A 20,943-nucleotide genomic window follows, 5' to 3' on the forward strand; every position below is an offset into this window, starting at 1 on the left:
TACTCGTTCTGAGAGATTCCCACCGCGGCATCAATCGTCGCTGAGCGAAAAGCGCGGTTCGACGGCAGAGTTGACACCGCCGACGTCGAACTCGAAGCGTGCGCCGCCGAGGTCAGGTTCGGGGTCAGTCGCCGAAATGTTCCATCCGTGGGCTTCGACGATACTCTCGACGATTGAGAGACCGAATCCAGTTCCAGACGCGGACGTCGTGTGGCCGTGTTCGAACACTTTCTCGCGGGAGTCTTCGGGGATGCCGGGGCCGTCGTCAGCGACGTAGAAGCCGGTTTCTGTTGGGCCGACCCGAACCGAGACGGGTGGGTCTGGCGCAGAATCGGTGGCGTGCGAACTGAAGTCGTTCGTCGACCCATCTGTGAACGAGTCGGCAGCGAGTGACTCACTGCCTGTCGAACTGTGTTCTACCGACTCACCAGACGACGTCTGAGTGCCTGTCGAGCCGTGCTCGACAGAGTTCCGGAACAGATTCTCGAACGCTTGCTGTAGACGCCCCGCGTCGACAGCGATCGTGCCGAGACCATCTTCGACGACGAGCGTGGCGTTTTCACCGGTGTCGACCGCGTTCCACGCTCGTTGAGCGAGATATTCGAGCGAGACTGAATCCGTCTCACCGACGTTTCGACCCTCTCTGGCCAGTGTGAGAACGTCGTTGAGGAGTGTGTCCATTCGAGTCAGCCCGTCGAGTGCCCTGTCGAGGTGAACCACGTTCTCTTCGTCGATGGCGAGTTCGACGAACCCTTTGGCAACGTTGAGCGGATTCCGAAGGTCGTGCGAGACGACCGATGCAAACTCTTCGAGACGGTCGTTCTGTCGGCGGAGTTCTCGTTCTCGTCGTTGTCTCGCCAGCGTGTGCGTGATGTTGTTCCCGACCGACCGAAATGCGTCGATTTCCGTGTCGGACCACGACCGACCCTCGTCGACGACGTCGAAGAAGACGAACCCCGCGAGCGACCAGTTCGAGACCATCGGTACAGCAACGAACCCCTCTGTCCCGACAGTCCCGAGCATCTCTTTCGTCTTCGACGCCTCTGGTGGGAGGTCCGAAACACTGTGCAAGCACGCGTTCTCGAATCGGTATAAGTGTTCGAGCAACCACCGAGCGTCGTCGAACGAGACACGGTCCGGGTGCGTGGGATAGTAGCCACCTTCCCAGTCGTGCGTTCGCACCGCGGCGTGCGTGTCGTCGTCGTAGAGATAGACCGAACAGCGGTCGAGACCAGCGACCTCACCGAGCGTCTGCAGCGTCCACACGATTTTCGTCCCGATTTCGTCTGCCTCCGCACCCATGAGCGACGTAGAGGTGTTCAGGACTGCGTCTTTCAGACGCGCCTCGTAGTTGATTCGGTCACGGTGTTTTCGACGCTCGGTCACGTCCTGGAGCGTCCCGACGACACCCAACTCGTCGTCTTCTGTGCGCCGTGCTGCGAAGTGCCCCTCACAGAGGAGTTCATCGTGTGGACACGCTGGACCGGGCGAGAGAGCGACTTCGAATCGCTCGGCATCTGTCTCTCCCGAACCAGTGACCGCCGCGAACTTCTCGCAGATTTCGTCGGCGGACTCCGCCACGATTTCTGAGATTCGCTTGCCGAGGATGCTCGAACGCGAGTAGCCTGTGAGGCTGCAGAAGACATCGTCTGCAGAGGTGAATCGTGCATCGCTGTCGAGCGAGTAGACACCGCTGTCGAGGACTTCGATAGCCGCACCGTAGCGTTCTGAGGCGGCTTTCGCGCGGTACTGCGAGACAGCATTGACGACGCGGTTTGCGAGTACCGTATACTGGTCCGTCCCAGTATCTTTCTGCATGTAATCTGTGGCACCGACCCGGAATGCGTCCCGCGCAACCTCTTCGGAACCTTTCCCAGTGAACAGAATAAACGGGAGGTCAGGATGTTCCGACCGAACCGCACGGAGGAACGCTAACCCGTCGATATCGGGCATTTCGTAGTCCGAGACGATACAGTCGATCTGCGTCTGTCGGAGTCGGTCGAGCGCGTCGGTTCCCGAGTTCGACGATGTCACCGACAGGTCGACGTCACCCGCTTCGCGCTCGAGGAAAACCGAGACGAGGTCCGTGAGACTCGGGTCGTCGTCGACGTGGAGGACACGAATGTCTGCACCCGAGCCATCGTCCATACACAGTACCACCCGTTCACGTTCTTGAGCGTTGTGCTGCGGTTATCACCCACGATAACCGATGCACATCGAGCCCGAAATACTGGGGTCACAGTTCGTCGCAAGACCCAATCGAGGCACCTGTTGCTTCCGTCAGGACGCGGTAACGTAGATGCCAGCGAGGACGACAGCACCGCCTAGTATCGTCGGCAGTGTTGGAATCTCACCGAGGAGAAACAGCGCGAGAATCGTACTCCCGACCGGTTCACCGAGCAGTGACACGGAAACGACGCTCGATTCGAGGTGTGCGAGCGCCCAATTGATGACCGTGTGGCCGAAGATGCCGGGCCCGATTGCCATCCCGAGGAACAGGAGCCATTCGCTGGTCGGATACCCAGAAAGCGGGTCGCCACGGGCGACTGCAACGACGAGGAGGGCCAGCGCACAGACGCTGTACACGACGACGACGTAGGGGACGAGCGCGACTCGTCGTCGGACGCTTCTGCCGGTGAGGACGTACGCTGCTGCCGTCACGGCCCCGACGACGGCCAGCGCGTTTCCGAACAGTGGTCTGGGTGCGCCGCTTGCAGTGAGGAGGTCCGAAAGGGACATCACAATCATCCCAGCGAGTGCGATGCCGATTCCGACGGTCGTTCTCCGACTCACGCGTTCGTCGAGGAACGCCCACGCACCGACGGCGACGAACAGTGGTTGCGCCTGCACGAGCGTGACGCTGGCGGCAACTGTCGTGTGGTTCAGGCTCTCGAACCACGATGCGAAGTGCGCAGCGAGCGCGACGCCAGCACCACTTGCGGCCACCATATCTCGACGTGAGATGCGCTCCAGCGCGTCTCGATGTCGAACGAAGGCGACAGGGGCGAGGAGACCAACCGTGAATAGGACGCGGTAGAACGCTTTCACGAGACTCGGTGCGCTACTCCACCGGACGAGAATTGCGCTCGTGCTGACGGCCAGGATTGCCACACCGAGCCCCGCGAGCGGCGAAATGGGGGCGTCGTACTCAGACGCGGTCACACACCGCACGATGAACAGTGGACGCTTACCGCTTGCGAATTGTTGTAGCCCAGCGACGATGGTGGGTCGGTGATAACTGACCGATTCTGGTCGTGACACTCGCTGGCGGTTCGTTGGTCGTTACCGACGTGCTCCTCGTGGAGTCGTAAAATGGGGTACCTCGCCGCCGCCGACTACTCCACATCTTCAGGTGTGTCGAAGTCGTGGAAGTGTTCGCCTCGCTCTTTCGTCAGGATGTTGAGCGCTGCGGCGGCTCCGTCACCAGCCGAGATAATGGCCTGCCACTCTTCGGCGCGGACCATCGCTCCCGTCGCGTAGACGTTCTCGACGCTCGTCTCCATCGTCACGTCTACGTCGACGACATCGTCGTCGTCGTCGGTGAACGCACATCCGAGTTCCGCTGCGAGGCCACGCTTGGTTCCGGTCGCGAGGACGAGATACTCGGCGTCGTGTGTCTCGTCGTCCACGGTGACGACGAATCCATCGCCGGACGCTTCGACTGCTGTCACCTCACCCGCTGAGAGCGTCGCACCAAAGCCTTCGACCTGTTCGCGTGCATCCGCCAGGAACTCGTCTCCGTTTCTCGATTCGATGCCGAGATAGTTGAGCAGATGTGCATGGTGAAGCCAGGTCTTGTCCGTGTCGAACAGCTGTACGTCCAGCCCGTTTTTCGACGTAAACAGGGCCGCCGAGAGTCCAGCGGGACCACCACCGACCACGATTACTCGTGCCATGCTATACAATGACGGAGTGGAGTAGAATGAGGATTGGGGCCAGATGCAGGGAAGATGCACACCGAGGTCGTTTCTTCGTTTTCACCGATTCTGCCCCCGCCGAACCGCTCTAATTACTGGGTTTGTGGTGGGGTGGTGGGTCTCCCGGGCGAGACAAGAACGAGGGGTGCTCAGAGCCCGCTCTGTCCGGTGCCGAATCCGGCCGTCCGGCGCATCCGCCGGTCCCGCGACCGGAGATAGCGGCCGAGCAGGACCGACCAGGCGACGATTCCGCCGAAGGCGAGCGTCGCAGCCAGCAGGAACACCGGATTGCCGACCGAAAGCGAGAGCGCGTAGGTCGCCGAGAGCGTGACGATACCCCCAGCGTAGCCGAGTCCCGCGGCGAGCGCCGCGAGCGAAACGCTCCGGGGGACCGCCAGCGTTCGTAGCCCCAGCACGCCGACCGCAAGCAGCCAGACACCCTCCAGGACGATGCCCAAGAACTGCAAACCGAGGAATCCGCCGACGACGACTCCGAGGGACAAGAGGTCGCCGACGAGCAGTCCGAACGACCCCACCGACACCAGCGCCACGGAACCAATCCCCAGCCACATGGTTTCTCGACTCCAGTCGTGCTCGCGGGTCAACAGGTGGACCACCCAGACGAGTGGGAGCATGAACAGGCCGACCAGCAAGGCTGCGGCGTCACTCAACGGACCGTAGATGCCACCCTCGATGAAGAACATCGCACCGAGAGCGTAGGAGACGAGCGTCACGACGAGGAACCCGTACGCGCTCTTCCAGCCGTATGATACCGCCATATCGAGCGAGTCTCCCACAGACCCTGATATCTTCGGAGAATCTTGAGCCATGGTGACAATACGCAGGATTCGAGGATAAAGCAGTACGACCAGCGACGGTGATGTCGCGTGGTTTCACGAGATAGATACGCTCAGGGAGGAAGATACACTGCCGACAGTGTGGCGAACCATGTGGAATTTCGTGGGTCGGCCCACGCTGAACGGACGCTCTCTACTCAGCACGTGGCCGCGATCAGATACGATAAGATTCAGATTTCGACAGCGTCCCGGGTCAGCGTTTCCGTGCCCGAATCAGTGCTTTCGGGTTGGCGAACGAGACGACCGAGTCGCCGTCGAATTCGAGTTCGAACAGGTCCGCCGCGTTCGGTGGTGCCTCCCGGAAGCGACGTTCGAGTTCCGCGGTGTCGGCATCCGAGACACCGGTTCGTTCGGTCCACGCGTCGAAGTCGAGTGTGAGTTTCGCCGTCTCGACTGCTTCGACCGCTAATCCGACGTCTTCGAACCACTCGCGCCACTGTGAGACGGGGTACAACTCGACGTGTGTCGGGTCGCGAAGTCGTTCGATTCCGTTGAGAAACGTGGCGAGCGAGTCGTCTTCGGGTGCGACGTTGTCTTCGAACGCGAGAACGCCATCTGGTTCGAGGACGCGAGCAACTTCGGCGACGAACGCTTCCGGCGCTGGGAAGTGGTGTGCGGCGATTCGGCACGCAACAGCGTCGAATTTCTCGTCACCGAACGGGAGTCGTTCCGCGTCGGCGACGACGCCAGAGACAGGGTACTCTCGAACCGCGGTGGCGACCATCTCGGGTGCTGCGTCGCTAGCGACGACTTCGGGGACGCCAACCGCTGCAATCGCACCTGCTGTGTGTCCGCCGCCGGTCGCAACGTCGAGTGCCCGCGTCGCGTCTCGACACCAGTCGGCGAGCGTCTTTCTGTCTTCACCGAGGCGGTGGACGTCGCTCTCGAAGTACGATTCCGCGGCGTCTCCGAAGTGGGCCGCTGTCCGACGTTTCTCGTCGCTCATGGCATGCCGTTCACTCGGAAACGTCAAAAATGAGGGTTACGCTGCGTCCACGTAGTCGGGGCGTTCGGCGTACGGAATCGGGTCACGCTCGCCGAGGTTCTGGAACGCCTGCAACCGGAATGCACAGGAGTCACAGGTGCCGCAGGCCGGTTCTTCGGCGCGGTAGCACGACCACGTGTGTTCGAACGGGACGCCGAGTTCGAGGCCGCGTCGGGCGATGTCTGTCTTCGAATCGTGGACGAACGGCACGTCGAGTGAGATGTGCGTGTCGGGTTTCGTTCCGATGTCGACCATCGCCTCGAACGCTTCGAAGAATTCGGGTCGGCAGTCGGGGTACCCCGAGTAATCTTCGGAGTGCGCACCGACGAAGACGGCGTCACATTCGTTGGCTTCGGCGTACGAGACGGCCATCGAGAGGAGGTTGGCGTTTCGGAACGGGACGTACGAACTCGGAATCTCGTCGGAGTCCATGTCCGCGTCTTCGACGGCCATCGAGTCGTCTGTCAACGACGATGCGCCGATTTGTTTCAGATGGCTCGTCTCGATGTGGAGGAAGTCGCGAGCGTCGAGTTCGTCGGCGAGTGCGCGTGCACAGTCGTACTCTTTCGACTCGGTCTTCTGGCCGTAAGAGGTGTGGAGCGCGTAGATTTCGTAGCCTCGTTCTTTGGCTTCGTACGCGGTCGTCGCACTGTCCATGCCGCCGGAGAGAAGGACGACGGCGCGTTTCTCGTCTGTGGGTGTGTCGTCTGTGGGTGTGTCGTCAATGGGTGTGCCGTCTGTGGGTGAGTCGTCAGTCATCGTTGTGTTCGTAGGTAGAGTTGTGTTCGTGGGTAGAGAGGTGTGTCATCAGGGAACTGTTCAGGTCTCAGGTGCGTCGTTCCACAGGTCGACGTGGAGACGAGGAGTGTATCGGTAGCCAAATTCGGCCGCGAGGTCGGCAACATGTGTTCGCGTCTTCGCGAGTGCGTCGCGGGTCTGGCCCTCGGGCATGAGGAGAACGTCGTCGTCTCGAACTGGTCGTGTGGTGACGCCACGAATATCTTCGACGAGTGACTCGATTTCGGGCACATCGTCGCGGCCGGTGACGACGAACTTGAGTTGGAAGTCGTCGGCGTGTTCGACCAACGACGAGAGGGCGTCGAGGTCGATACGGGCAGCGTCGTGTTGGTCGGTCCAGACCCCCGGGTCGGTGTCGGCCGGTGCGTTTTCGGGTGTCGGCGTCGACGACGCGAGTTTCGGACTGATACTCGCGAGGTCGATTGGGGCCTCGGTTTCGAGCGTTCCGTTCGTCTCGACGGTGAGGTGGTAATCGTCGGCCAGTTCCGAGAGGAGCGTGGCAGTCTCGTCGTGGACGAGCGGTTCACCACCGGTGACGACGACGTGTGAAGGTGTGAGTTTCTCGACTTCGTCGACGATTTCGTCGAGCGTCATCCACGCGTGCGTCGGGTCCCACGAGGTGTGATACGAATCGCAGAACCAACACCTGAGGTTACACCCGCTCGTCCGGACGAACGTGCTCGGGACGCCAGCGAGTTTTCCCTCTCCCTGTAGCGAGGCGAACAGTTCGTTGATAGGGAGACGCTCGCCCTCGGCGTCGGTGTCAGGCCGCGAAACCGAATCAGAGACAGGCATCAGTATCCAGCGCAGAGTTCAGACGTTTCGCTGATTTCGACAGATACGTCCGAGACGGTGTCGGGGAGCGCCGCTTCCAGTTTCTCTTCGAGGACGACTGCCATCACTTCGGCTGTCGGCGGCGCGTCGAGGACGACAGTTCCGTCGGCGTCGCCCGACTGCTCGAACGCCTCGACGAGCGGGTCACCCGATTCGAGGAGGAACCGGTGGTCCCACTCGTCGATGACGTCGGTCACGACACCTTTGTCTACGACCCACCCCTCGTCAGTCAGTTCACCAGCGATTCGGACGGCGATTTCGTAGTTGTGACCGTGTGGGCGACTGCACTTCCCGTCGTGGTGGAGGAGTCGGTGCCCGGCACTGATGCGAATCGGCCTGTCTCGGCCGATATGGAGGACCCGCTCTCCTGCCCGAGATTGCAGGTCTTCCATCTCGTCGGACTCCTGGTGTGTTCTCCGAAATGCTCCCTGAGGCATATCCAGAGATTACTGGCCTACTACTTAATTACGTGGTCTCGGCCACGTCGTGCGAATACTATTCAGTGTCGGAGGTATTGGCCTCGTTGAGGATAATATCAGGATAAATTCGCTCTCTGGGCGTCGGGTGCGCTCTGCGCGTCAGGGCTGATTCGCAATCGCGTCACGCCACGAGTCGGGGACGCGCGTTGGGGTGCCGGATTCGTCCATCGCAACCTGAATCGTCTTCCCCGTCGCAACGACCTCGCCTTCGTAGCTGAGTTCGTAGAACAGCGGGAAGCTCTTTCCACCGGGGTCGCCCGCTTCAATTTCGACTTCTACGGTGCCGACGCCCTCGATAGGTGCGCGGTAGTCGAGTTCGAGATGTGCGACCACGATATTGAGTTCGTGGAGTGGAACGTCGAGAACTGTCTCGAAATACTCGACCCGCGCCTGTTCGCAGTAGGTGGCGTAGACAGCGTTGTTCACGTGTCCAAAGGAGTCGTGGTCGCGGAATCGAACCTGAACTTCGGCGACAACAGTCATTGGAGTTCGCGAGACGGCCGAAGAATATAGCCCCGACGGTTCGCTCGGAGTGGACGACGCTCGAGAGCGTCGTTTGGAACGAATGAGAAGAGCAGTTCGACGTTCAGTTAGCTGTTCTCACGACCTGTTAGTTGGTCGTCGAGATAGACAGGTCTGCGGTGGGAGCACCGCGCCCGTGGATGGCGATGACCTTCCAGACGTTCGAGCGTGAGCCGACACGGGTCATCTCGAGTGGCACCCGGGAGCCAACGGAGAGTGACGCGAGTGTGTTACGAATCCGCTCGGACTCGTACTCGACGAGATGGCGCGTCTCGTTCGTCTCGTGGAGTTCGACGGTCATCGACCCGTGGTCGTTCATTTCGGAGCGTACTGTCACTAATTCGGGTGTTGTGGAGAGGCCAGCCATAGATGTTCTTACGCAGTCATCCACGATAAGCAGTTGTAATGTTGATATGTTCTGGTATGATTACCCCAGTCAATGGTCTCTGAGAATCACGTTCAGAGGTGGGATGGCTCGAGAGGCTCTCGGTTTGCGAGGAGTGCGCAATCACTCTATACCGAGAGAGTCACGAACTGAGAACGTACTCGTCCGCCAGTTATTCGCCGAGTAAGGTTCTTCAGATACGACTAATTATCAAAAATTCAATCATAACAATGCGATTTCGGCTGCATTTGTTACAAATGAGTTCTGAACGTTCAACACAGAATCGTGGGATATCACGCCGTGCTGTCCTCCGCAGGGGTGCGGTTGCAACTGCCATCGCAGGGCTTGGCCTGTCTGGGCTGACTGGAAGTGCCGCCGCAGGGGGAACGGGTGGAGATGGTGTCCCAAGTGACGCGATCCCCATCGACGGCCCGACGGTGATTACTGAACCCGGTTACTACGTGCTCACGAAGAATATCGTTGGACAGCCACCAGAGAGTGATTCGGTTGACCCTCGGCGAGACTCGATTATCAATATCGAACTGGGTGTAGACGACGTTACTATCGACGGACAGGGATACAGTCTCATTGGACGTGGGGAAACTCGATACGGAATCTCCGCGGGGGTGTACCCCGACGCCCCGACTAACGACAACATCACCATCAAAAATCTCGTTATCACGGGATTCTCCTTCGCAGGAATCGAGCTTGAGGAGGTTTTCGATAGCAGAATCCAGAATGTGAAGATAACCCACTGTCGACACGCACTGGAATACCTGACTGCAGTCAGAGTGACAGTCTCTGATTGCATTATCGCAAAAAACGACCTCATGCTTTTCGATGACGAGGGTGCAAGTGGGAGCGTCTTCCTTCGAAACCGAATCACCCGAAATGGAGGTGTCGCCAATATCGACTTCGCCTCAGATTCTGTACTCAAGGATAACCGCGTCGACTACAACGGTGGAGGATGGGGTTTGATCAACAGCAGTGGCGCGAAGATTGTCGGGAACCTCTTCTATCAAAATGCGGCTGGGTTCAGCATCTCCGAATACGTGGGTGTCGGTAGCAACACTGTCATTCGAGGAAATCGTTTCATCGAAAACGAACGGTACGGGCTTTTCGTGGATGGAAGTGCCTCGGCAGGCATCTCTATAGACGGTTCCGTCATCGAGGAAAACGACGTCCTCCGGAACGGTGGAGACGGGATTAGATTCCGCTCGGCTTTCGGCCCAAGTACACTCTCGAAGAACCGAATCATCGGGAACGGCGCTGATGGCATCAAGTTCCTCGGTTCAGACGAACACGAGATCGTGGGCAACCTCATCCGCCAGAACGGCGGCGACGGAATCGAACTTACACGGACAGAATTCACCACAGACCCAGAAGGTTCTGATAACAACGTCATCCGCGAGAACATCATCAGGGAAAACGGCGACTTACCGATTCGAATCGGCGACCTGTCGACTGGGAACGTCGTCGAAGACAACCTCATCGGCGACGATGCGCCCAACACCTGTCGAATCGACGACTACTGAACGTCGTATTCCCTGAACATCACGACTCGAAGAATTTCTTTGTATTTGGCGGGAAGAACCCGTCTAACGCCGTTACTATCACTCTTTACCGTTCTTCAGACATCACTAATTGTCAAAAATTCAATTATAACAATACGGTTTCGGCCGCATTCTACACAGATGAGTTCTGAACGCTCAACACAGATTCGTGGATTGTCACGCCGAGACATTCTTCGCAGGGGTGCGGTTGCGACTGCACTTGCTGGTCTCGGCTTATCGAACATGGCTGGAAGTGCCGCTGCTGGAGGGAGCAGTGGAGATGGAGTCCCAAGTGACGCAATTCCCATCGACGGCCCAGTCAGGATTACCGAACCCGGCTACTACGTGCTCACGAAAGATATCGTCTCGAAGACCCCCGGTGGCGTCATCTTTGTCGAACCGTTCACTGATGACGTCACCATCGATGGTCAGGGCCACACCATCACAGGGCCGGGGAAGGAAGTCGACTCGACAGCTATTGCAATTGGTGAGTATCCCGGCACTGACACCAACGACATCACGGTGAAGGACCTCATCGTAACCGGATTCGAGATTGGCATCGACATTCAGGATACAGACCGAGGACTGGTCTCCAACGTGAAAGTGACCCACTGTGAGTGGGGGTTCAACTTACTCGAGAACCTCGACCTGACGATTGCTGATAGCATCGTCGCGAAGAACGACGTCGCGTTCTTCCAGGACGAGGGGTCGCCGAGAACGACCTTCGCTCGCAATCGTATCACCAGAAACGAGCAAGTCGGCAACTTCGAGTTCGCTGACGACTCCGTAATCGAGGACAACCGCGTCGACTACAACAACAGTAGGTGGGCGTTCTCCGACTCCACTGGGTTGCGAGTCGTCGGGAACCTCTTCTACCAGAATAAGGCAGGGTTCGAAATCACCGAATTCGTCGGTCGTGGCAACGAATCGCCGAACGTTATTCGAGGCAACCGGTTCATCGAAAACGAAGAGACTGGGGTTAACATAAACGGGGAGGCCGTCTTCGAAATCAGTAACGTCCTCGTCGAGGAGAACGACGTCTTGCGAAATGGTGGTGTTGGTATCGAGTTCTTTAGTATACTCGCATCCACCATCTCGAAGAACCGTGTCATTGGAAACAGAGGAGACGGGGTTCGCCTCATCAACTCGGACGACAACGAAGTCACTGGGAACCTCATCCGCCAGAACGTCGGCGACGGAATCGAGCTTCGAAGACGAGAAGAAGATGACAGCGGCTCCAACAACAACGTCATCCGCAACAACATCATCCGCGAGAACGGTGACCTCCCGATTCGAATCGACGAGTTCTCGAACGACAACGTCGTCGAGAACAACCAAATCGGTGACGACGCGCCCAACGTCTGCCGGATACCAGACGAGTAGTCGGATTTCGAAGTAATCAGAACCTCTCTTTTCTCTCTTCGCTGTGCACGCGGTGTCGATACCAACCTCGAACACTGCGGTTAGACACGTGAAGCAGACTATCGCGAGTCGCTATCTGCTACGTATATCCGCTCCAGTGACCAATGGTAACACGGTGGGATGAATGGCATACCTACACGTGAAAGCGACTGTCGAGGACTACGATGCGTGGAAATCCTCGTTCGACGGGTATCAAACGCTTCGTGCTGAACACGGCGGGAAAGGACACCAAGTCTTCCAGTCGGCCGACAACCCGAACGAAATCGTGGTGGTCATCGAGTTCGACTCGGTGGAGAAGGCACGCGAATGGACCGACTATCTGAAACGCCAGGGAGAACTGACCGGACCGAACATGCCCGATGCAGAGCTGTCGTACCTCGAACTGGTCGAGCAGAAACAGCTCTCGGCCGTCTGAGTCGCCGGCGACGATTTTTTAGATTGGTTTCGAGAGATGGGTCGCTCCGCACTTCGGTCTGTGACCTGGTCTACAATGATAGTTAGATGATAGTTTTACGAGAATGGGACGTGAGAGTACTGTATGAATAACACAGACAGCACGTCCTCACGGTCGTTCCTCCTTCTTTTGCTGATACTCTTCGGAACACTCTCGGTATTTTTCGTCCTCCCATTCCTCCAACCCGTCCTCTTGGGTGCGCTGCTGGCGTACCTCGTATACCCGGTCAACCGACGGCTCACCCCACGATTAGGCCGCACCGCCGGGTCCACTGTGACGATGCTCGCGACGATTACCGTCATCGTCGTTCCACTCCTCTTCATCCTCGGTGCTGCAGCCTCTCAGGCGGCCACACTCCTTCGGGGTGCCGAACTTCCCGACTCCGAGGCCCTCGACGCATTCGCTCAGGATCAGTTCGGGACGAACGCCCCTACTGTCGAGTCACTCTCCGGCCCGGTCAGCAACGCGGTCCAAACCGGTATTGGAGGACTGCTGGGCGACATCGGTGGAATTCTCGGTGGCATCTCCGCGTTTCTCGTTGGGGCGTTCATCCTCCTGTTCACCCTCTTTTTCCTCCTTCGAGACGGCGACAAGTTCATCGCGTGGCTCCGAACAGTCGTACCGCTCGACACAGACACCACTGATGAACTCTTCGAGCGTACGAACGACCTCCTCTGGGCGGCCGTAATCGGGAACGTCATCGTCGCCGCGGTGCAAGCGATACTGACCGTCCTCGGCTTCCTCGTCATCGGGTTCGACAACCTCATCTTCTGGGGCGTCACCACGTTTATCCTGTCACTGCTGCCCGTAATCGGCGCATCCATCGTCTGGATTCCGGCGGTCATCTACCTCGTCTTCGTGGGGAGCATTCCGGAGGCAGTCGGACTCCTCATCTACGGCACGTTCATCATCAGTGGGTCGGACAACATCATCAGACCCCTCGCGATGGAACGCGGCGCGAAGCTCAACTCCGGTATTCTCATCCTCAGTATCTTCGGCGGAGTCGCCGTCTTCGGATTCATCGGTCTCTTCGTCGGCCCCGTCGTCTTCGGGTTGACGAAGACCATCGTCGAACTGTTGGCTGGCAACCGCGCTGACGCAAGCAGTTCGTGAGCAGTGTCGGCACCCACTGTGAGCCTCGTCGGTTACGAACCCCCGTTCGCTCCGGTCACCGGTGCAGGAGACAAGCCAGTAGAGTTGTTCACGGAATACTGAGAGAAGTCTGCTCTCCCCGATTTGAACTCACTCGCAAATCAGCGATTTGCTCGCTGCTCAAATCGGGTCGAGGTGGACGTTTCACTGCTCACGTTGTTCGCAGGAAAAGTCCGCTCTCCCCGATTTGAACGGGGGACAAGCCGATCTACAGTCGGCTGCTCTGCCAGGCTGAGCTAAGAGCGGGTAAGAGAATCTGAATCTACGATTGGACTTAAGAATTCTCATTCCATGCGGATAATTGGGCGACAGAACGCCGATGCCCGCAAGAATCCGGGCGAGATTAGTTGGGTTGGTCTGCGTCAGTGCCTGCCGTATCGTTCGCGTCCGGAGTCGGTCCACCATCTCCGGACCGCTCACCCGAGTTCGACTCGCGGACCTGGATACCTTTGCCCGCGAGATGTTGCATCTGTCGCTGGGCGAAATCCTCTTCGCTCGTACCGCGAGTGGCCAGAACGTAGACGAGGGCGCTTCCCGCGGGACGCATGGTTCGACCAGCGCGCTGTGAGCCCTGTCGGCGTGACCCCCCAAGACCCGACGCGACGATAGCGAGTTCAGCGTTCGGAAGGTCGATTCCCTCGTCACCGATACGGGAGATGACGAGCGTCTGGAGGTCACCATCCCGAAACGCTTCGAAGTACGCCTCGCGACGGTGGTGGCGTGTCTCACCGCTGACGAACGGAACGTCGAGGGCCTCGGCGATCGCGTTCCCCTGGTCGAGATAATCGACGAAGATGAGGGTCTTCGAGTCGGGGTGTCGAGCACGGAGTCGACGTATCTCGAACACCTTCGCGGGGTTCATCGCGGCGAGCATGTGTCGCTCGCGACCGTCGCTGGAGGCCCACTCGTTTCTGGCCATGTCGTCCTCCCATCCGACGTACCGAATCTCGACTTCCGGTTCTTGGACGTAGCCTGCGTCGAAGAGTTTGCCCCAGTCGGTTCCGATTGGTGGGCCGATGAGGGTGAATATCTCGGCTTCTTTGTCGTCTTCGCGGATGGGTGTCGCAGACAGACCGAGTCGGTGTTTGGACTGCAAGTCGGCACTGCGCTGGAAGACTCGACTGGGGATGTGGTGTGCCTCGTCGTAGATGATGAGTCCCCAGCGACGTGAGTCGAACAGCGAGCGGTGGCGGTCCATCCCTGCGGTCTGGTAGGTCGCGATAGTGACTGGCTGGATTTCCTTGCTCCCGCCATGGTACTCTCCGATCTGGTCTGGGTCGAGGTCGGTGTGGGCACGGAGTTCGTCGCGCCACTGTCGAGCGAGTTCGCGGCTCGGAACGAGAATTAGTGTCTCGCCGCCGACTGCCGCGAGTGCGCCGATACCAGCGATGGTCTTTCCAGCACCGGGTGGGCCGACGAGCACACCCGAGTGCTGGTCGAGGAAGCGGTCCACCCAATCTTGCTGGTAGTCGCGGAGTTCGACGTGAAGCGAGACGTCGAGTTCGTCGCCCTCTTCGAGGTCACGGTCGTCTTCGACCGGATAGCCAGCATCGTAGAGGATTCGTTTGACTGCGGCGACTTCCTCGTCTCTGACCCACGCCTCGGTATCCGAAATCGGAGCGTAAATCTGGTCTTCGTCGAGTTTCTGCAGAGCGACGTTCCCCATGAGGCTCTCTGTCGCTGCCTGGAGGACGGTGTACCCTTCCTCGTGCGTATACAGGCGGAACTGGTGGGCTCGTTTCCACTGGTCTTCGATCCACGTTTCGAGGTGAGGAGACCGCTCGGGAACCACCGACCTGAGCATTGCGATGAGGTTGCTGACGTCGTCGAACGGGGCTTGCCACACGTCTTCCTGCCGTATCCGGTAGAGGTATCCACGTCCCCGGCCCTCACGGTCACCCGTCGTGTCTACGAGGTGGGCGAACTGTGAGAGTCGCGCGCGTGTGTACTGTGTAGGGTTGTCGACGACGAGTTCGCGCCGTTTCGGGAACAGTACCACGCGCTCACGAGAGGCGAGTTTGCCCCATTCGGTCGGGTACCACACGAGTGGGTCCGTCTCGACGTTCACCTTTTCGACCCGGCCGGAATCGACTAAGGCGTCTAATCCGTCCATCGCCTCCGCTTGCGACACGTCGAGTCGGCGAGCGACTTGTTGTGCCGTCACGACTGGACGGCCTTCTGCTTCGAGTGCGTCGTAGAACGAGGCGAGGGAGACACCTGCTGCTGTCTGTTCGTCGTCACTCGGGACGTCGGCATCGGCCACGTCGCTGAGTCGGTCGAGCACGTCAGGGGAGGAATCCTCGTCCTCGTCGGTCATCAACTCGGCTACGGACGCGAGAGAGAAACGGCTTGCGACACGAGAACTCGAGACTGTTACGGTGACGTGTGACAGACCCCGGCGATTATCGGGGTGTTCCCGACTGGGCAGGGACCATCCGTTCGAAGACCGACTGCAAATTCTCGTCGACAGTGATGAACTCGGGGAACTCTTCGAGGGTTCGGATACCGTCGAGATAGACGTATTCGACGGGTTCCGGCGGTATCTCTTCGAACACCTGGACTGGGCCGTGGTCCGTGAGGCCGATGAACGGTCGTCCGTCGCGGTCGGTCTGGGGAGTGAGACGGTGTTCGAGGTAGAGCTTGGCCATCGCGAGCGCACTCGCGAGTGGGACCTGTCCGGGTGTGAGTTGCCATCTGACACCCTGTCGTTTGTACTGGACAGTTGTGACGTACCCGTCGTCGAACCTGAAACAGTCGATGAGTTCGCCTCGATACGACCACCGAGTCTCGATTCGACGTGACCATTCGAGTGACCACGTCTCGTCAACGTTTGTGGTGCTGATGGTGTCGCGGAGACGCGCCCACGCCCGGCCGAGTGCACGCATGCCAACCAGTTCGCTCTCTATGGTAATTGCATTGACGCCACGAGAACAACACAATCACCCATGGACGAGAATCACAATTTCACGACAGACGGTTTCACACCGCGTTTCCGGTGAATAGACACGGGGAGTCGTCTGGTGAACACCTCGCTCGCTCGCAGTTCAGTCGATGACCACGGCCGGGATTCGTGGGAGTCGGGGGGTGGTCGTGGATGGGGTTCGGTCGGTAGTCAAGAGTGGTACAGGCGGGGTTCGATAGGTGAGATGGACGGGATTCGGGAGCCAGTCACGACGTAGTTTACCACACCTCGCTTCCGGTGAAACCCGAGAGTAAAGCGAGAGGGGCAGAGACACCACGTTTCCGGTGAATCAAGGCCACAGTGTAGTCCGATTCGCTCCGTGTTTACGTCACACGAGTACAGAACGTTATCCCGCTGACAGACACCACGTTTCCGGTGAAACGGACGACCGGGTATACGGTGCTGTGTCGGAGACGGCCGTGCTGCCGGAACAGACACACCGCGTTTCCGGTGAACGAACGAGAGGTAGTCTCGGGGGCAAGAGCGACCGAATTCGGCTGTATCCGGGAGTCGGAGTTCCCGGTGTTGCGGCAGAGCCACCGCGAATCGTTCCACTTATATGCTACACACCACGTTTCCGGTGAAACCGGGAGAAACAGGCCACGAAATCACCGATATCTGTCCTTCTCTGATTCAGGTTAAGAGAACACCACGTTTCCGGTGGACTCGGTCTTCTGTAATCTTCTGTAACCGAGACGAGCGCACTCCTGTTTCGCTGTCGCTCCAGTCTCTTCGAACTGGTTCAGTCAGCTATAGGAACGATTAAATAGTTTATTTGTGTAAAATTCCAGTGATACACTCGCAAACACCAAACTACTCGAACCTCGAGTAGTGTTCGACTCGAACTGAGTCCCCGGTTTTTGGGGGTTCCAAAGCGTCTCGGCGGTGCTGAGTGGTTGCCGAATCAGCTCTGAGAATTTCGAGACAGGTCTGGGGTAGAACTGCCAGCATGCAGTGTCGGTCGACCTGTTCACGTCGTCGATGGACAACGGCTTCCAGTCTGTTCGAAGATGGGGCTGGTTCAGCCCAGACGTCGAATGTGGGTTGCCCTGCACGAAATCTCCGACTAATTCTACCGTTTCAGAGACGTTCTTCTGCGGTTTTGAAGCTGTTTTGCTGCTGTTTCTGAGGCGTTCGCACTTGCTACGTGCGTGACGGAGCGGTATCACACACCTCCCCACACCGGGTTTCCGGTGAACCCAAACCTTGGTTTCGTGTGGACAGGGAACGGGGCTTCGCCACCGTTCACCGGAAATCCGGTGTGTGTGTCCTGCGACGAATGGTAAGTCCTTTCACCGGAAACGTGGTGTGTTGCGAACATGCCTAACGCCAGCGACGACCTCTTCACCCGGGAGGACCCCATCTTCTCCAACAAGGAGCTGTTAGAGATTAATCATCTCCCGGGAGAGGGACGCATCGTCGGTCGCGACGACGAGATTGCGAACCTCGCGACCGCGGTGAACCCTGCTATTTTCGGACAAAGTCCAAGTAACGTATTGATATACGGGAAGACGGGTACAGGGAAATCGCTCTGTGCGAAGTACGTCTCGCAACGACTGGTCGACACTGCCGAAGAAGAAGGTGTGAAGGCGACGTTCGCGTACGTCGATTGTGCACAGGACACCACCGAAACGCAGGCCGTTCAGACGATTGCCGACAGTGTCAACGACCCTGCCATCACCGGAATCAAAGTTCCAGACAAGGGCCTCTCGACATCGACGTACTACAAACGTCTCTGGCGCATCCTCGATGCTCTCTACGATGTCGTCCTCATTATCCTCGACGAAATCGACAAACTGAGCGACGACGATATCTTGATGCAGTTGTCACGGGCCGGAGAGGCCGGGAAGATTGCAGGGTGCAAACTCGGTGTCATCGGCATCAGTAACAAGATTCAGTACAAAGACCGGATGGACGAACGGGTCAAATCGAGTCTCTGTGAGCGCGAGTTCGTCTTTCCCCCGTACGACGCCAACCAACTTCGAGATATTATGGACGCACGGAGCGATGCGTTCCGAAACGGCGTCTTAGACCCATCGACGATCCCTCGTGCTGCTGCACTCGCTGCTCGCGAACACGGTGATGCTCGCAAGGCTATCGACATTCTCCGGTACGCTGGCGAGATTGCGCAGTCGATGGGTGCCAGCACGGTCAAAGAGAACTTCGTCACGCAGGCGCGCCAGCGCGCAGAGACAGACCGGTTCCGCGAACTCATTCGTGGGTCGACTCCCCACTCTCGGTACGTTCTTCAGGCGCTCGCGATTCTCTCGCTGTCGAACCAGCAACAGGATGGGTTCCGTACGAGTCGCGTGTACGAAGTCTACGAAAACATCTGTCGACAACAGGGCTCTGATAGCCTCTCGCTTCGACGAGTCCGTGACCTCCTGAAAGAACACGCGTTCCTCGACATCATCGAACAGTCTAAACACAGCGGTGGCAGTGCTGAAGGGAGTTATACGAAACACCAACTACTCGAAGACCCGGACGTCGTGAAGGACGTCCTCACCGAAGGAGTGGACGTCTGAGCGGGACGGGCACTGAACCCGGGTTCTGGAGGGCCGAATCGACAGTAGAGACGTCTGCGACGCGGCAACTAACTGTCTGACGAGCGTAACCTTATAATTTATTGCAGGAGGATGTGATTGGAAATATCACGTGTGACCGGCATCGTCACAGTCTCTCGGTGTCGGTCACCGTGTCGATTCCTCGTACGTCACGGGAGTTGCATCCGTTCGGAGAGATTCGTACAGACCTTCTACCCATGTCACAACTTCGGGAGCGTCGCCGTCGACGAGCGCAACGATGTTTCCGTCGTCGTCGTGTGAGGCGACCGCTCCGTGTCCGTCGACGAGAACAAGCCCAATTTCGAGGTCTTCGTCTACGACGTACATCGAAAATTGGTCCAACTCTTTTCCAAGTTCGTAGGCGTCTGGATAGTTCACTCTCGACCGTTCGAGAACTGCCTGGTCGACGACGAGTTCCATCTCGGTCTCTGGACCGATAACCTGCTGTGCTGCTTCGTTGAAAATTCGACTGACGATGGGCGTGACACCACGGAACCGGTCAACTGGTTCGTCGCCGAGGATGGTGAGATACCGGTTGATGGGGGCGTGCGGGTCGTTGTTTGCGGCAGTTGTCACGGTTAACTGCTGGAGTACTTCGGGAGGGGCGTCCTCGCAGACGCCTCCAGCATGTATCAGGAACTCGCTCATCCGGTCTGCACACTCGATAGTCTCGATGAGACGGTCGTACCGCTCGAACACCATCTCTCCACCAGGAGTGAGACAGTACATCCCATCTGACTTCTGTACCCATCCTCGTTCACGAAAGCCAGCGAGTGTTCGTTGCGCAGTTTCGCGTGCACACTCACACTGCCTCGCGAGGTCTGTTGGACGGTGTGGTCCGTCTGTAAGTGCCCGAAGTATCGACACTCTACTCTCTGACCCGACGAGGAATGTCACATCCTCCCGCGCATTCATAGTTGTCCAATTGTCTATTAACCGTTTTACACTTTTGGACCTGCGGCTCGTCGAGGTGTGATTCGAAGAAAGGTGTTTCTTCGGGAGTGTTAGCCGAGAAGGCCGAGTGCGTCGATACGCTCGACGATTTCTTCGACGGCCGTCTCTGCGTCGTCGGTGCGCTTCCCACCGGTGATGACGATTTTCCCGGACCCGAACAGAAGGATAACGACCTTCGGTTCGTCCATACGGTAGACGAGACCGGGGAACTGCTCAGGTTCGTACTCGACGTCCTCGAGACCGAGGCCGATAGCGAGTGCGTTCAGGTTCAGGTTGTGACCCAGGTCTGCACTGGAGACGATGTTCTGAACCGTAATTTCGGGTGCCTCGTCGACTGGGATGCTCAAGTCCCGGAGTTTGTCGAAGATAATCCCGAGTGCTTCGTGTACGTCGTCGATGCTCTTCGCACCGGTACACACGATTTTCCCAGAGCGGAAGATAAGCGCCGCTGCTTTCGGGTCCTGCGTCCGATAGACGAGGCCTGGGAAGTTGTCTGGATTGAAATCAGCACCGGGAAGATCGTCGGCAAGTGCTTCGAGGTCGAGCTCTTGACCGATCCCGGTCGATGCGACTACGTTCTGAATCTCGATGGAGTCTGCCGGCCCACTCATTGCTCGCTTTTTAATCATACCTCCTTCCTTATAAAGCGACCCGTTATAAACCGACTTCAACGGTGTCGGTTCCGTCGTCTCTTCGCACGCGCGCGAAACTAATACTTGTTTTCACTCGACACAGATTTGATTTCACTCGGGCCACATCACTGATGTCAGAACTGTCCGCGTGTGAAGTTATGACTCCCCTCGTGTCTATTTTTCTCACAGAGCCTTTGAATCAACGGCGTTAAATGTAACCGTGTCATTCGAAGTAATGTGAAGAAGCGCACGGGGGCACGCCCCCCGACGGCTTCGACCGAACGCCACGCGACCCATCGTCGTTTGGCACTCTCTGGGATGACACACCGTCCCGGGGTGCCGATGATACGACGGCCTTAAGTGGTCGAGGGCATTTCGGAATAATGCGAACGACACACCGCGATTTCGGGGCGCTTCAACGCGTCCCGATTCACGGATTGACTCGAGGAAGTTCGACGGGTTTATACCCACGA

At 58.2% G+C, this 20,943-nt stretch carries 19 protein-coding genes and 1 tRNA gene; 5 read left to right on the top strand and 15 right to left on the bottom strand.

From position 1 onward, the window contains the following. Window positions 1-30: 30 nt before the first annotated feature. From ACK3SC_RS09595 to ACK3SC_RS09640, 10 genes are all read right to left on the bottom strand, one after another. Window positions 31-2,148, bottom strand: a complete 2,118-nt coding sequence (locus ACK3SC_RS09595) for a response regulator (RefSeq protein ID WP_416839893.1) — start codon at window positions 2,146-2,148, stop codon at window positions 31-33. A 132-nt stretch (window positions 2,149-2,280) separates the two neighbouring features. Beyond that, on the bottom strand, window positions 2,281-3,162 hold the full coding sequence (locus ACK3SC_RS09600) for a DMT family transporter (protein ID WP_416839894.1): 882 nt from the start codon (window positions 3,160-3,162) through the stop codon (window positions 2,281-2,283). 173 nt (window positions 3,163-3,335) lie between these two features. Next, window positions 3,336-3,941, bottom strand: coding sequence for an FAD-dependent oxidoreductase (locus ACK3SC_RS09605; protein ID WP_416839971.1), 606 nt, complete (start codon window positions 3,939-3,941; stop codon window positions 3,336-3,338). 125 nt (window positions 3,942-4,066) lie between these two features. Further along, the gene (locus tag ACK3SC_RS09610; protein ID WP_416839895.1) at window positions 4,067-4,747 is read right to left on the bottom strand and encodes a hypothetical protein; all 681 of its coding nucleotides are present in this window, start codon (window positions 4,745-4,747) and stop codon (window positions 4,067-4,069) included. Window positions 4,748-4,967: 220 nt separating this feature from the next. Continuing rightward, on the bottom strand, window positions 4,968-5,720 hold the full coding sequence (locus ACK3SC_RS09615) for a class I SAM-dependent methyltransferase (protein ID WP_416839896.1): 753 nt from the start codon (window positions 5,718-5,720) through the stop codon (window positions 4,968-4,970). A gap of 36 nt (window positions 5,721-5,756) precedes the next feature. Beyond that, window positions 5,757-6,518, bottom strand: coding sequence for a 7-cyano-7-deazaguanine synthase QueC (gene queC / locus ACK3SC_RS09620; protein ID WP_416839897.1), 762 nt, complete (start codon window positions 6,516-6,518; stop codon window positions 5,757-5,759). A 60-nt stretch (window positions 6,519-6,578) separates the two neighbouring features. After that, a complete protein-coding gene (locus ACK3SC_RS09625) occupies window positions 6,579-7,352 on the bottom strand; it encodes a 7-carboxy-7-deazaguanine synthase QueE (RefSeq protein WP_416839898.1) in 774 nt (257 codons plus the stop codon). Beyond that, a complete protein-coding gene (locus ACK3SC_RS09630) occupies window positions 7,352-7,783 on the bottom strand; it encodes a 6-pyruvoyl trahydropterin synthase family protein (RefSeq protein ID WP_416839972.1) in 432 nt (143 codons plus the stop codon). The genes ACK3SC_RS09625 and ACK3SC_RS09630 overlap by 1 nt, the downstream gene beginning before the upstream one ends. Before the next feature lie 186 nt (window positions 7,784-7,969). Continuing rightward, a complete protein-coding gene (locus ACK3SC_RS09635; protein WP_416839899.1) occupies window positions 7,970-8,353 on the bottom strand; it encodes an acyl-CoA thioesterase in 384 nt (127 codons plus the stop codon). A 127-nt stretch (window positions 8,354-8,480) separates the two neighbouring features. Further along, window positions 8,481-8,759: a hypothetical protein gene (locus ACK3SC_RS09640; protein ID WP_416839900.1), complete on the bottom strand. Its 279-nt coding sequence runs from the start codon at window positions 8,757-8,759 to the stop codon at window positions 8,481-8,483. A 275-nt stretch (window positions 8,760-9,034) separates the two neighbouring features. Here ACK3SC_RS09640 and ACK3SC_RS09645 point away from each other — a divergent pair, with 275 nt between their 5' ends. The 4 genes from ACK3SC_RS09645 to ACK3SC_RS09660 all read left to right on the top strand — a co-directional run bounded on the left by ACK3SC_RS09645 (window position 9,035) and on the right by ACK3SC_RS09660 (window position 13,319). Then, on the top strand, window positions 9,035-10,312 hold the full coding sequence (locus tag ACK3SC_RS09645; protein WP_416839901.1) for a right-handed parallel beta-helix repeat-containing protein: 1,278 nt from the start codon (window positions 9,035-9,037) through the stop codon (window positions 10,310-10,312). A gap of 261 nt (window positions 10,313-10,573) precedes the next feature. Beyond that, window positions 10,574-11,713, top strand: a complete 1,140-nt coding sequence (locus tag ACK3SC_RS09650) for a right-handed parallel beta-helix repeat-containing protein (protein WP_416839902.1) — start codon at window positions 10,574-10,576, stop codon at window positions 11,711-11,713. Between the two features lie 163 nt (window positions 11,714-11,876). Further along, complete coding sequence (locus tag ACK3SC_RS09655) at window positions 11,877-12,167, top strand: antibiotic biosynthesis monooxygenase (RefSeq protein WP_416839903.1); 291 nt, start codon at window positions 11,877-11,879, stop codon at window positions 12,165-12,167. Between the two features lie 123 nt (window positions 12,168-12,290). Then, window positions 12,291-13,319: an AI-2E family transporter gene (locus tag ACK3SC_RS09660; RefSeq protein WP_416839904.1), complete on the top strand. Its 1,029-nt coding sequence runs from the start codon at window positions 12,291-12,293 to the stop codon at window positions 13,317-13,319. Between the two features lie 211 nt (window positions 13,320-13,530). On the opposite strand, the gene ACK3SC_RS09665 is transcribed toward ACK3SC_RS09660, so the two are convergent. The 3 genes from ACK3SC_RS09665 to ACK3SC_RS09675 form a co-directional block, all read right to left on the bottom strand. Further along, window positions 13,531-13,604: transfer RNA gene (locus tag ACK3SC_RS09665), tRNA-Tyr, on the bottom strand. Between the two features lie 97 nt (window positions 13,605-13,701). Then, window positions 13,702-15,675, bottom strand: a complete 1,974-nt coding sequence (locus ACK3SC_RS09670) for a DEAD/DEAH box helicase (protein WP_416839905.1) — start codon at window positions 15,673-15,675, stop codon at window positions 13,702-13,704. A gap of 85 nt (window positions 15,676-15,760) precedes the next feature. Further along, complete coding sequence (locus tag ACK3SC_RS09675; protein WP_416839906.1) at window positions 15,761-16,243, bottom strand: hypothetical protein; 483 nt, start codon at window positions 16,241-16,243, stop codon at window positions 15,761-15,763. Window positions 16,244-17,639: 1,396 nt separating this feature from the next. Between ACK3SC_RS09675 and ACK3SC_RS09680 the strand changes: the two genes are divergently transcribed. Further along, window positions 17,640-18,845 (top strand): Cdc6/Cdc18 family protein, encoded by a 1,206-nt coding sequence (locus tag ACK3SC_RS09680; protein WP_416839907.1) that lies wholly within the window; start codon window positions 17,640-17,642, stop codon window positions 18,843-18,845. 165 nt (window positions 18,846-19,010) lie between these two features. Here ACK3SC_RS09680 and ACK3SC_RS09685 read toward each other — a convergent pair whose 3' ends face one another. Next, a complete protein-coding gene (locus ACK3SC_RS09685; RefSeq protein ID WP_416839908.1) occupies window positions 19,011-19,586 on the bottom strand; it encodes a helix-turn-helix transcriptional regulator in 576 nt (191 codons plus the stop codon). A 302-nt stretch (window positions 19,587-19,888) separates the two neighbouring features. Next, on the bottom strand, window positions 19,889-20,449 hold the full coding sequence (locus ACK3SC_RS09690) for a TATA-box-binding protein (RefSeq protein WP_416839973.1): 561 nt from the start codon (window positions 20,447-20,449) through the stop codon (window positions 19,889-19,891). Window positions 20,450-20,943 lie beyond the last annotated feature (494 nt).

Source organism: Haloferax sp. DFSO52 (assembly GCF_048158745.1).
Lineage (GTDB): Archaea > Halobacteriota > Halobacteria > Halobacteriales > Haloferacaceae > Haloferax.